Origin of the sequence: Leptolyngbya sp. AN10 (genome assembly GCF_050565645.1) — a bacterium.
GTDB lineage: Bacteria > Cyanobacteriota > Cyanobacteriia > Leptolyngbyales > Leptolyngbyaceae > Leptolyngbya.
In genome coordinates this window covers 251,278-264,387 of the sequence record NZ_JBNXVP010000004.1, presented here as the reverse complement: position 1 = coordinate 264,387, position 13,110 = coordinate 251,278, and the positions used below count along the sequence as shown (strand labels likewise).

The 13,110-nt window shown below is 47.3% G+C and carries 12 protein-coding genes; all 12 read right to left on the bottom strand.

Annotated features, from left to right (window positions below; genetic code table 11):
• Window positions 1–46: 46 nt before the first annotated feature.
• Entirely contained in the window at window positions 47–337 is a 291-nt protein-coding gene (locus ACQ4M5_RS07845) for a hypothetical protein (protein ID WP_430675026.1), read from the bottom strand.
• A 71-nt stretch (window positions 338–408) separates the two neighbouring features.
• The gene (locus ACQ4M5_RS07840) at window positions 409–996 is read right to left on the bottom strand and encodes a hypothetical protein (RefSeq protein WP_430675025.1); all 588 of its coding nucleotides are present in this window, start codon (window positions 994–996) and stop codon (window positions 409–411) included.
• Window positions 974–1,981 (bottom strand): tyrosine-type recombinase/integrase, encoded by a 1,008-nt coding sequence (locus ACQ4M5_RS07835; RefSeq protein WP_430675024.1) that lies wholly within the window; start codon window positions 1,979–1,981, stop codon window positions 974–976. The genes ACQ4M5_RS07840 and ACQ4M5_RS07835 overlap by 23 nt, the downstream gene beginning before the upstream one ends.
• Before the next feature lie 5 nt (window positions 1,982–1,986).
• Complete coding sequence (locus tag ACQ4M5_RS07830; RefSeq protein WP_430675023.1) at window positions 1,987–2,430, bottom strand: hypothetical protein; 444 nt, start codon at window positions 2,428–2,430, stop codon at window positions 1,987–1,989.
• A gap of 345 nt (window positions 2,431–2,775) precedes the next feature.
• Complete coding sequence (locus ACQ4M5_RS07825; RefSeq protein WP_430675022.1) at window positions 2,776–3,912, bottom strand: calcium-binding protein; 1,137 nt, start codon at window positions 3,910–3,912, stop codon at window positions 2,776–2,778.
• A gap of 104 nt (window positions 3,913–4,016) precedes the next feature.
• Window positions 4,017–5,582: an FHA domain-containing protein gene (locus tag ACQ4M5_RS07820; RefSeq protein ID WP_430675021.1), complete on the bottom strand. Its 1,566-nt coding sequence runs from the start codon at window positions 5,580–5,582 to the stop codon at window positions 4,017–4,019.
• Window positions 5,583–5,585: 3 nt separating this feature from the next.
• Window positions 5,586–7,298: a hypothetical protein gene (locus tag ACQ4M5_RS07815; protein ID WP_430675020.1), complete on the bottom strand. Its 1,713-nt coding sequence runs from the start codon at window positions 7,296–7,298 to the stop codon at window positions 5,586–5,588.
• Window positions 7,295–9,166 carry a protein kinase domain-containing protein gene (locus ACQ4M5_RS07810; RefSeq protein ID WP_430675019.1) on the bottom strand — a complete coding sequence of 624 codons (1,872 nt, stop codon included), beginning with the start codon at window positions 9,164–9,166 and terminating at the stop codon, window positions 7,295–7,297. Before ACQ4M5_RS07810 ends, ACQ4M5_RS07815 begins: the two co-directional genes overlap by 4 nt.
• A 48-nt stretch (window positions 9,167–9,214) precedes the next feature.
• Window positions 9,215–10,051, bottom strand: a complete 837-nt coding sequence (locus tag ACQ4M5_RS07805; RefSeq protein WP_430675018.1) for a CHRD domain-containing protein — start codon at window positions 10,049–10,051, stop codon at window positions 9,215–9,217.
• A 9-nt stretch (window positions 10,052–10,060) separates the two neighbouring features.
• Entirely contained in the window at window positions 10,061–10,984 is a 924-nt protein-coding gene (locus ACQ4M5_RS07800) for a hypothetical protein (protein ID WP_430675017.1), read from the bottom strand.
• Between the two features lie 15 nt (window positions 10,985–10,999).
• Window positions 11,000–11,956: a hypothetical protein gene (locus ACQ4M5_RS07795; protein WP_430675016.1), complete on the bottom strand. Its 957-nt coding sequence runs from the start codon at window positions 11,954–11,956 to the stop codon at window positions 11,000–11,002.
• Between the two features lie 40 nt (window positions 11,957–11,996).
• Window positions 11,997–12,848: a hypothetical protein gene (locus tag ACQ4M5_RS07790; protein ID WP_430675015.1), complete on the bottom strand. Its 852-nt coding sequence runs from the start codon at window positions 12,846–12,848 to the stop codon at window positions 11,997–11,999.
• Between the last annotated feature and the right edge of the window lie 262 nt (window positions 12,849–13,110).

Below are 13,110 nucleotides of genomic sequence, written 5' to 3'. Positions count from 1 at the left end.
CTTTCAAAGTGCCAAAGCAAGTGATGTTGATGCACATAGGAACCGATTAATCCTTCGATTTCGGCAAGCATTTTTCGCCCCAACCGTATAGGCTAGTGTTCAAACAAGCAATAAAGCTATCGTTTGCGAGCAGTCCTGCAACGATCGGGTAAAGTTCGCGATCAACCGTCGTGCTACGGTTCAGTAAGCCACTAATCAGTTGGTGCTGCGTCCCAATTAGAATAGCTGGACACTCTGGTTGCTTCACCCAATCGATCGATTCGAGAAACCAAACTTGAGTGTCAAGCGAACGTGCTTTGATCAAGCCTTTTAACTGATCTCGAATTGGGATCTTCATTCTGAACTCGTGCAGTTAACCATTCTTGCGTGATCGCATCAATAACCGTGCGCTCACAGCCTTGAATCATATCATGACTCAGAAATTGTTTCATTGCTGTTTTCCTTCGATACATTAAACTGAGGCTCAGAGTGCTGTAGATTCAAGATTAGCTGTGCAGCAAGTTCTGTCATTTCTGTTCCTGAGTTGTAAGGGAGCATCGCAGAAATGATTAATGCAACATCTTTTTGGAAAGAGATATCGATCGCATACCCACTCTCAAGCTCAAAGTAGAAATCTTCTAAAGCCTCTTTCAAGCGAAACGTTGGTTCTGAGGCATTGTTCGGATAAACTTCAAGAAAGGCTTCTACATTTGGCGGATGATGACCAGGGCTTGGCAATGGTGCTGTTGGATATGCAGGAGGAGTTAGCGACACGACAAGCCTACCAATCCCTTCAGCTAAATTATCTATTTGAGCTACGATGACTTTTAAAGTAAGCAACTGGAATTTAAAGTTAAAACGAATCTTATAATTTGCACAAATTAGTGATAAACAATGCACATTTAGATCTAGCAGGAAAATTGGCGTATCATCAACCGTGCCACCTGTGGGACGAAACAGATCATTAGGATGAGTACCGATTGTGTGAACTACATCACTGGAGGATAGAGAGTCCATAGGCGTTTGTAATGATTCGCAGTCGATTGAGTGTGACCAGATTTGCTTCGACAACATAAACAGGCTCATCGTCCCAGAACATTGCCACATTCGTTAAGTTTTGAGCAGCCAATGGGCGATTCGCGTCGAGCAACTTTCCGTTTTCAATCCGAATAACCTCAGTTCCGCCAACTTGGATGGAAGCCGTGCGTGGAGCGTAGTAGGGCGGAAGTTGACTGTAACTTGGAGACTGAACTTCAGTCCAACTCGCAAGATGATAGTTTCGGTCTTTGCCTTTAACGCTAAAGCAAACGTCGCGAGGCGTTGCATTAATCCCAACTCGATGCAGTGCTTGTGCAACAATTTGATTTAATTGAGCAGGGGCGAGTCGGGTTCCCCTTGCTCCATGAAAAACATGCTCATCGAGCGATCGTCCTTTTCTCAGCGCAATCAGTTCTGACCAAATTGGATTACAGAGAAACGCCTTGCGCGGTGCTTCATTTTGGCTTGCTGGTAGAGTATGGTCACGCAAAATTAGACAGCGTTCTTGGGGGTCAACATCTTGCCATCTGAGTCCTAACACTTCGATCGTGGTGCATCGGACGACGATCGTTAACCAGAGCAACACTCGATTCCGAGCATTGTCTTCTTTTTGCATGACTTCATTGAGCCGGAGATCGATGTATAAGTCGGGGAGCTTGCGCCGAGGTGGATGAGCAATGCTCAAAGGATGAAGCAGATCAGGACGAGCTGAAATGTATTTTAGAAATGAGCGAATTGCAGCTTTATACGATCGCAACGAATTAAAGGCAAGTTTTGAATCGCCTTCTAATTTCTGCACAAAACGCTCAACGTCTTCAGGTTGAATTTCGGTGATCGAGCGGTCTCCCAAAAAACGAGTAAATAGCTCCCCTGCTGTTCGATATGAATAGAAGGTTGAGGTAGTCTCTCGATATTGTTCTAGCCACTCTGATAGGAGACGCTCATTAATTCTGCTAGTCATCATTTGAGTTATCCGGCTATCGTTTTGGAATGATGTTGATTCATCATTGTTTGACGGAATCTGTCTTTCTGAGCGGAGTCTGGAGATGTTGCGAGAAGCTCGACAAAATCATATTTGCTAATAGTTGGTTGCTGTTGCAGAATTGTGAGCACTAGCATTCCAGCTACCCTGTCAACATATCTTTCGAGAATCTCCTCACACGTTTTAATGAACGCTGGATCATCGATCGCTCTTTCAACTAGCCAAAGAGTTTGTTGGTGAAATTTATTTCTCGTAGCTTCTGGAATTTGCTGTTCTAGCTTGGATAAGAGTTGTAGCAGCGATGTACAGTCTGCGAGTGAGGCTTGCAGCAGGGCTGGCGCAATCGGTCCAACGATCTCTCTTAGGACTTGAGTGAGTCGATCGACTTGAGATTTTGCAAGCCAACTTGATTCAGGGCTAAACTCTAACATTAGTAAAAATCCTGGCTCAATTGTGCTAACCGAGCAACTTATCAGCACAACTGAGAATTAGAAGGGGTGAGAAGCGTTGCTCGACCGCTACCCGATGCAAGCCTTCAACTTCGCTTCAAGGTGATGCGAGAATTTCGATCGCAGTAACGAGAGATGTCTTTACCACACTCATTGAAAAGCTTTTCGTTAAGCGATATCTTTCGGTAGAACGCCTCAGAGCGATATCTGGTCGTTAGACGCTCTTTATGACGTAAAAAACGCTTTCCGTAGAATTCGCGCTTTTGATCCGCCTGAGAGAATTGGAGGTTTTTCCAATTCTCCCTGAAAACGACGATCGGATCGCGGCTACGCGACCAGTGCGAAATTTTGATCGCTTAGTGCTGGAGCGCCTGCAACTACGGCAAACTGCGCCCCATTGCCCAGTCCAGCTTCAGCACCGTTAGCATTATAAAACAGCTTGCCAGAGCTACTGCCAGTCGGTTGAACATAAGTAATCTTGGCAGCACTTAATGCTGCTGCTTCGTCGCTATCCACACGCGCGAAGTCAGAGACTCCGAGTGTCTGTCCGGGTTGAGTCGCAATCGAAGCAAACGTCGCTTTACTCAAATGAATCTTGTCTTGAGTCGGGTTGAAGTTTGTGATCGTGTCTACGCCGAGGTCAGTTGTATTGAACGGCTTGCCTGAACTCAACACGAAGCGATCCATCCCTTGATTGCCAACGAGAAAATCATTGCCGCTGCCGCCCTCGATCGTATTCATTTTCTGACCGCCGATGAGGATATCATCGCCTGCACCGCCTGTTGTGGAAACCTCGGTATCCACGGTTCCAGCAAACAAGACATCGTTGCCTCCGCCGCCTGAAAATGCGAGCAGCGACGCTCCTGAACCTGCAATTTTGTCTGCGATCAAAATGTCATTCCCTTCGTTCGACTCGACCTGAACAACCTCAGTTCCGTCGTGCGTTACGCTAAACGGAGTCTGAGTCAAGCGATTGAACACAGCGGTTCCGTTGTTCATTCGCAGCATGGAGATCTCGCCTTCAGCGCCACCATTGATCACCGAAGTATCTAACCCTGCGCCACCATGAACAATATCTGGTCCGTCGCCGGGGTTCCAAATAAAGAAATCATTACCACCATTCCCAAAGATCGTATCTGAACCTTTACCAGCCGTGATAATCTCAGCCTGCTCGGTTCCATTCAGCGTATCATTGCTCGGAGTTCCTGTGAGCGGTTGAATTGCGGGTGTCGTCGGTGCAGGCGGTGTTACCGAATCTGGAGCCGTAGGTATCAGGGTCGGTAAAATGAAGCTAGAAGCATCGCCGGATAACAGCACATCGTTACTGCGCCCGCCAACGATGCGATCGCTACCACCGTTGCCGACCAAAGTGTTACCGCGATTGGAGTCACCGAGCAAGACATCGTTATTGCGGGTTCCACCACGAGTGGGAACTGTGGGAAAAACTGGAGGATTCTGAGCCATGATGAGTTTCTTGATTTGTACAAAAAGTTTGCAAAGTGGAGGATTGAAAGCTGCTCGACAGGATAACGAGCATCAATAAAGATTTTGGTGGATAGAAAATCTGCTCAAGCGTCTACTTCAACGCTGCCGATTGGATAAGCAATGCAAGATAAGACGTAGCCGTTTTGATGTTCTTGTGCAGATAAAGCAGCCGGATTGGGCTGTTTATTCGGATACTCGATCGTGCCGCAGACCTTAACCTTGCACGCCCCACATCGTCCTGCTCCACAGCCATTCAGGTTAATATCGGCTCCGAGCTTTTCAGCCGCATCGAGAATGCTCGTTTTTACATCAACTGCCATTGACTTGTTGGATCGCTTAAATCGAACGGTGGGCGCAGTCGTCGATGACGGACTTGATGCAGACGGAGCAGTACTCGGTTGAGGGACTGGCTCAGGCACGATCGTGTCGGGTGAAGCTACCTCATTAGAGTTAAGTTCTACGGTTGGAAGCGGAGCCGGATCGAGAACAGGCACGTCATCGATCGTCTCCGGAATTGGCTCTACCGGAATGCCTTCAACTTCACCAAAACTTTCTTGGTGATACTGCGCGATTGGAAAGTCGATTGTTCCAAACAACTGCCTGACGTGATTCATAAAGCCATCGGGACCGCAGACAAACACATGACGTTCTGTGACATCCGGTGCGATCATTTGCAGCATCGCTGTATCTAAATGTCCGGTAAATCCAAGCCAAGCAGATTTAGGCTGTGGTTGCGTCAACGCAATCTTGAGATTGAAGTTGACGTTTTGACTCGCAATTAACGCTAACTCGTTGCGAAAAATGCAGTCGTCAAGCGTCCGGGCGGAATGGAAAAACACGACATCGATCGTCGATCGCAAATCAGACAGATACCGAGAAATCGACATCATCGGCGTAATGCCTGAGCCAGCAGAGACAAGCAGTAATTTTGGTGGAAACTGCGGTGCGGGCGTAAATGATCCTTTCGCACCTCCTAAAATCCGAATCGAATTGCCAACCTGAAATCGATCGTGTAGCCAATTCGATATCGAAATGTCAGTTTCAGAGCGCACAGCACGTTTCACCGTGAATTGTAGCAGGTCAGGTCGAGATGGGCTTGACGACATCGTGTACGCCCGAACGATTCGCTCTCCCTCGATTTGAAACTCTAGCCGCGCAAACTGTCCAGGACGATAAAGAAACAGAAGTGCAGGATCTGCAACGAACGAGAACGTTTTCACATCCGGGGTTTCATCAATAATATCAACACAGTGAGCATCGATATCTTGATTAATCCACCAAGAAACATTCACGCTTGATGTGTGAGTCGCAGATGGAAGCAGCATGACTTCATCAACGTGCAACAAGGTTTCCCCTACTGCAATTTCGTCCCCTACTGCAATTTTATGCAAGGTGTTGGGGGGCAACAGGTCGCCGTTGACGATCGAGCCATTGCTACTTCCCACATCCATAAAGTAGAAGTTGCCGTCGATAAACTGAACAATCGCATGAGTACCACTAATTTTGGCATCATTCAGTGTTAAGTCACACTCCGGAGATCGCCCAATTTTCCAGGTGGTTTGATTGTGGTCATTCTGAGCTAACAGATGCTTTCCAAAGCTAGAGCCTGAGAATAAATCTGGAAGATAGCTTGATCGCAGTCTTAGCATGGTCTATTTCCGTTGATAAGGAACGGTCTGCAACGCAGTCGATGTTGGACGTTGACGGTCTTTAAACACCACGGTTGCAGTTTGTGTGGAAACGGGCTGCGGAGCGGGAATGCGATACAGCAGATGACTGGGGATCTGTCGAATTACATCTTGGTGATCCCCGTCCGAGAGTCCCAAACTTTGACGGAGATTGCGGCAAAAGTGGAGCGAATCTGATGCTTCGATCACCCCCTGTTCAAGCAGTTCTTGCACCACGCCAAGATATGCCTGTATGCGGGACCCATGCGAAGCTTTGATTAATAAATGGACTTCATCGGCACTCAAATCCTCGATCGATCGACCATCGAGCCAGGAATCAGGAAGATCAAAATGGTGTAGCTGTCGGCGCAGCATGATCGAGGTACGTTCACGATCATAATGAGCGCGTTTACGATTGATCGTTTTCAAGAGCCATAATATCCCAACAATGACAATGACGACATTAATTGCCGGAACAATCATCGGAAAGCGGTTCAGAGTCGGACGTGAGCCAAAGACAAAAAATGCCCAGAACGAAACCACAGTGAACAAGCTGAAAATGACGTGCTGTGCTTGCTCTTTACTCACAGGCTGCTGACAACGACGACGATACGATCGATACTGTTTTTCTAACCAAATTCCCAGGGAGTAAGTAGCAGTCACAGTAACTGCAAATAGCAACAATGGGGCAATAATCTTGGGAATTGGAACGGCAACGCCACTGATGTAAAAACCAGGATCAAGTAATCGATCGAGCAAGGTCTCTTCATGTGCCCAAGCCCCACTAAAGTAATAGTTCCAGTTGCCAGCGTACAGATAGAAATACCAGTAAAACGCTAGCACCATTCCTAAATAGCCGTACTGAATTAATTTGCGTCCTGGCTTGTTCAACTCCGTCCAGTATGTATTTTCTGAATCAGTATCGATGCACGAACGCTTACAACCCACACAAGCAGATTGTTCAACGCCGTCAGTACCGACAGTACGACACATTGACTGCGTTACAGTTCCTCTAGGCTGTAAATGAGCTTTAGACCCGAACAGTGCTCGCGGTCCGGTGTAAACCATCTGTACCGGAGCCATCGGACAGAAATACTGACACCAGGATTTCCCGGCATATAGATAGCCCACGACGATCGCGCTAATGATTGTGGCAATCAAAAAGCAACCCAGCGTGAATCGATGCCCGTTCACAAATACAAGTCGTGCCCACAATCCCAGAATGAACAAGCCAAACTGAACGATTAGATGGTTTTTACCCAGCCAGGAATTCTCGTTGATGATCACAGGTTCTCGTCGAATCTCGCCGCTGATCGGATCGATCAGTTTGCGTGTGCGTTGAATGCCCAATGCACGGGGGATCTGCGACACAAATGACAACGGACAAATGCGCCGCCAGAATTCATGTCCAAGCACGAGCAGAATGAGAATTGCCGCTGGCACAATCGCTGCCCACCAAAGCAAGGTTCCAAGCGAAAAAGGTTGTTCAAGAATGCAGTCGGTGCGGATTTTGACACACCGATCGACGTTCAGGTAGATGTCTGGATTGAGCCGAAACGGAGATCCGATCGCGATAGGGTTAGTGAAGTGAGGCGTGATCGGGTCCCAAAACATCGATAGGATGATTGTTGCCCAACCGAGAAGCAAAGCAGTGCGAATCCAATGGAGTTTACCTTCGCTAACGCGGAAAAAGTTCATGGTTCTGTTTTAGATAGCTGCCAAATTTCGAGTTGTTGAGGCGTGATTTGCACGACATAGTGAGCGTTAGCAGTCATTGCAACTTTGCTTTGAAGATAAGCGAGGGACTTAACCAGTTTTCCAGTTGATTCCCACAGCCGGACTGTCCCATCTTCATGCTGAGTTACAAGATAGTTCGGCAAGATTGCAGCCGTTCTTACCTTGGTCGGCAACACGCGCAGGAGTTCTGAAGTCTCCAGATTCCAGACGATTGTGCCGTCGCTCGCTGTACTGGTTAATCCAGTTCCATTCTCACTAAAGTTAAACGCTGTAATATTGCCGAGATGTCCAGCTAAACTTTGCTGCAATTGAGTGTATTCAGCATCCCAAATATCAATACGCGATCGCGTGGTTGCACAAAACAGCCGATTATCTAGGGCGTACTGTGCGGCAGTGATCCCAGGAACAGTTCGCAGTAACTTTCCGGTCGTCATGTTCCACACTCGCAAAGTGTGGCTAGGACTTACGGTTGCGAGGTGCTGTCCATCTGCACTCAGCGATGCAGTGTTGGCAGGTTCGGGCAATGCAATCTGGTGAAGAACGTTTCCGGTGGAGAGTTGCCAAACGGTCAACGACTCGTCGCGCTGGCTCACTAAATGATTGCGTGTCATTGTTAGCATTTCGATCATGCCTGGAGTCGTCCAGCCTTGCTGAACTTTTCCGGTTGATAAATCCCAAACTTGAACCTGATTGTTGCGATCAAACGTCACGAGCTGACGATCGACAACGAGAAACTGATCGATCGTGCTGGAGAGCGGGAGCTTGTGAATCAGCGATAAATCAACGGCTGGCTGATTTTGTATCATGCTCATTTGTGCAGCGATTGTATCGGTCATACGCGGGAGCAGTGGAACAAAGCCAAAGCCACAAATAATCGCCAAACCGAAGATGGTTGGAGTTACGAGTGATTGTGACTGTATTGAACGGCATTTCGAGAAAATGGGCTGGGAAGCTTGGAGAATCGAACGAAGCACTGAATGACTGATTCGATTCGGAAGTGCCGCGAGCCGAGACTCAACGCGCAGTTGCTGTAAATCTGCCAACACATCGATTGCTCTTGTGTAGCGATCCGCAGGACGCAAAGCAACTAGGCGATCAAGGATTGCTGCAACTTTTGGATGAATCGATGCACCGAGATGCTCCTGCCACTGTAGCTTGCCTGAATTTGGATGGCGTTCAAGCTGTTGTGGCGCGACCTTGGATAACAACTCTATCGCCGTCATGCCTAGTGCATACAAGTCGGTATGAAAGTCAATTTTGCCGTCTTGCTGTTCGGGTGGACTATAGCCAGGTGTGCCGTAGATTGAACTGTCTTCGACGAATTCATCTAAATCGATCGCTGCGCCAAAATCGATCACCGAGATCGACCCGTCGTTGCGACGAATCAGGTTGCTCGGCTTGATATCTTGATGAACGACACTATGGCGATGAATCACATCCAGAACCGACAACACATTTTGCAGGAATGAAACAATTTGTGCTTCGCTAAAAGGCTGCTGCTTGAGAACTTCCAGGACGTGACCTTCGATGTACTCTTCAACAAGGTACACGGGATGATGATGTTCGGGACATGCCAGAATGCGTGGAACATTGGCAGTTGATCCTTTGAATCGCTCTAGAATGCGAGCTTCTTGAACGATTAACTGTCGCCGCAATTCCGCCATGTTGCCAACTTCGTTTGCCGCATCCAGAGTCAGGCACTTGACGACGCAAAGTGGGTACCCAACCATTTCGAGATCGCGAGCGAGAAAGGTTCGGCTGAATCCTCCAGAACCGAGTTCCTTGATGACGAAATAGCGATCGCAAAATTGTTCAATTTGCTCAACCATTGCTTTGAATGTGTGGCGACAGTACGCAATTGCTCACTGAGCAATTGACTATTTTCTAACAACGTTCTGATTAAAGTTGACGCGATTCTCCCCAGTGGGAAAACCTGCATTCCCATCTTTATTCACGTCAACGTTCGAGTGAACATTGACGTAAAGATTTCCTGCTGCAAAGGCGGCTTGTTCTTCTGGCTTGAGTTTAAAGTCGCCGGAAATCGTACCAGATTTGCCATCGCTGTTCACTTTGTTATCCAGGAAGCGAACAACAGTAGCATCCGCATTGTTTCCGCGTTGATCACCAGAAGGCGCGAAGTGCAAATGTGTTCCAGAAAGTGGATTACCTTCAACATCGTGCGGCACTTTCAGAAATCCATCGACTAGCGCCTTCGGATCTGATCCATTGAGAATCTTAGCTTTAGGATCAATCTCCTTTTCTTCCTGGCTAAACAACGGAGCGCCATCAAAATCTTTGAAACTGCCGTCGATCTTTAGGTTGCCATCTGCTTTCAATGCAGCAGTGAGGGTTGTCGTTCCTTTTGAGTCGTTGGGAAATGGAAACTCTCCAGATCCAGTGCCTGTTGCCGTTCCTTTAATTTCTCTTTTACTTGCGTTCAGAAAATCATTGCCATCGCTACCAAACAGCTTGCCTTGTTTCAGCAAATCTTGCTGTTTGTAGCCACCTTTGTCGGTGCGCTGTAGCTCGATCGTTCCCTCTGGAATGGCATGATTATGCTCGTCTCCGCCCAAAGCTTTATTCAAGCTTTTTGTCGCATCTTCTTTCTGAATCGACGACCCCTGGCTGCCATGACTGTGACTGTCCGATTTGTGTTGTTCGATGCTAGTATCAGCGCCAAACTGAGTTCCTTTTTTTTCTAGGGTTGCTGCCATGTGTCCCTCCTAAACGGTTTGTGCAACTTTATTCAAGTCATTGTCCCGAACCACAACGAAATTCTTCTCGCTCAAATCAACAGCTTTGGTGAATGCGAGACTGCCTAAGATGTGGTTTTCGCCGTTCTTGTCAAAAATCACTGTGGCATTGCTGTCTAATGGCGAGTCAATGCCTGCTTTCGTAGGATTTGTCCCTTGTCCAAACTGAATGTCTGCAACTTGCAATCCGTCTGTTAATCCGAAGCGGTCTTTGGTCGGGTCAAAGTCGAAAATGCGGTTAGTCGTTTCAGAACCGAGGATGAAGAGGTTTTCACCACCGCCACCTGCGATCGTATTAAAGCCTCCACCATCACCGCGAACAATATCATTGCCGAAGCCACCGATCACGGTATTAATTCCACCGCCAGGATCAAGGAAGTCTCCGTCTTTTCCAAGCTTCTTCTCAAGGTCTCGCTCAATGTTGACTTTGCTTGCATCGAGTGACTTCACATCTTTGAGCTTCGCCGGATCAATGTGGAGGGCTTCTTCGGGAATGCCTAGATCAGTTTCTTTAGATTTTTGATCGCTGGACTTTCCGGATGGTTTTGATTGATCTTTACTGTTGGTGTTCGATTTAGGGTCAAAGTTGGCATCGAGCTTTTTCGTTTCTTCTTTGTTCCCGGTCGATGGAGCTTTCTTGTCTTTGTGGTCTTTATTGTCTTTGAAGGCAGCATTGATCGACTTCGATTCGTCTTTCTTCTGCCCAGATGACGATGATTTATCTGTGTGGTTTTTAACATCAATATTGATGTTAAAAACATTGCCAAGTACTCTTTTGATCTCTTTATCTTGGCTAGCGAATCCGCTAGAAGAATGATTCTGGCTAGAGCTATGTAATTGCTCTAGTGTGACCACTCCCGCGCTGTTGCGGTCGGTCTTGGAGTTTTGTTGCATTGTTACGTCTAACCATCATGAAGTGGGCGTTTGAAAATTGAACATACGGCGTTGCGGGGTTGCTTCTGGGATTTGAATCCACATCGGTGAGCGATTTGCGCGAATGGTAGCGCGTAGAACACCACCAGGTCTAACCACAGTTCCATGCACTAAGCTTGAAAACTGAACAGGAATGCGACGCTTATTCCGATCAAAAGCCACGATGCGGTTGGGAAAAACCCCAAAATCGCTTGTAGTATTGTTGCTAATTTGAATGTCAAACTGATTTGCTTTCTTCGGAACAACTGCGATCGTAATTCCATCAATTACTTGAATCATGCCGCTTGGCTTGTTCGCTTGCGGTATCATTGCAGGCTGATTTACATTCGCAGAACAACCAGCGGCTGAGAATTGAGCTTTAATGGCATCAGCGGTTCGCCCTGACGGAAGGAAGGTATTCAAGTCAGGTGGAACATTCTGAAATGCCAGGGTGAGAAAGCGCGATCGGGCTTTGTTCGGATCATACAATCCCCACACCAAAAAAGACTTACCGCGATACTGTACTGGAATGAATAGATCTGAAGCAGCATACCGCAAGAACTGCTGACGTTCATCAGTAAACAGTGGATTCGAGGTTCGGATCACTGCGCCTTCAGTTTTTCCGTCTGCATAAGCGACGGTGCTGCTCGACTTTGTGATCAAACACACTTTTCCAGGTTTTGTCGCTGGGTAAACTGCCACGAACCCGTCTTCGGTTGCCCATTGCCCGATGTACCAAGCAGTCGTCGAATCGCGCTGCTTCAAAGTTTTGACCAGTGCTTGATGATCAACTTGTGAACGAACGTTGGGCAGCGATCTTGTACTGATGCCTGCAAGATAGTGCCGAACATCTTCGAGGCTAACTTGCGGTTCAGCCGCCGCAGGTGGGTGAAAACTGAACATAGCTAATAACGCCACTACCGGAGTAATCCGATGCCAGTTAAGTAGAGCCATAATCGAGTGAGGTAATAGAACAAGGAACAAACAGGCTCAACTAATTAAAGCCTGCAAACTCGCATTCTGGACGACCGCAAGAAGACTGCACGGAACGGGGTTGGACAATCGATTCGCTACGCTCTGGGGTAGAAATCGCTGAATGATAGGGAGACTGACTTGGAACCGACCAAATTGATGCCGATTCAGGTTCAGTCTCCGAAGGCGGCTCTACTAAGGGTTCGCTTTCGATTGAAGCTTGTGGCTCGTGTGATCCGGGCGAGGCAATTTCGGGTTCGATGATTGATTCGGGCGGAGCGACCGCTGCAACAGGTTGACTCGCTTGCATTTCGGCTCGCAGAGATCGCACTAATCTGCTCGATTTTAGAGTTGGGTCATGGATTTGATCAATCAAATCAAGCGCGATCGAGAATTGACCTTGGCGAAAATAAGATTGCGCCAAATCCACAATTGTTCGAGATCGTAGCCAATCGGCTTGCACTTTTTGATAGCGAGAGCGACTGGGTGCATCGGATGGAATCGATTCTGCAATTTGAATCGCCTTTGCAACATTGCCATTACAATACTCATTCAAGGCACGATCGTAGATTGATTGAGCTAGCCGCTGCTTCAGCATCACTAACTGTAATGCGACAGACGGTGATGCCGATTGAATCGGCTCCAGCACATTCAGCGCTTGCTTGAACTGTGATTGCTTTTCCAAATGAAGGATTTGAGCGATTAGTTCAGGTGCAAGCTCAGATGCTGTTGCTTGATTCTCCGGATTGATCGATGTTGATGTTGGTTCAGATGGCTTTGTTAGCGCAACTGAACCAGCAGCAACACAACCAACAGACAACAAGAAGGCAAAAGGAACTTTTACCGAAGAAATAGCAGCGACAAACTGTTTCATAGTGTTGATGAGTGTCCAGCAAGGACTGCTAAGCGTGACGCAAAATCAGAAACCTACAGATTTAACTGATCGATCCACAGTTGCTCAAATCATTCAAACCGGAGACCGCTGTTCTCTAGCGATTTCTATGTTGAGTATATGGGGGACATCTCTGCATTCGCAACCCCAAAGCTTAAGCTTTTTCATCGAATAATAAACAATATCAATTGATATTTTATAATTTTAGAAAATCTTAAGATACAGATAAGCTAATTTAGAAAAT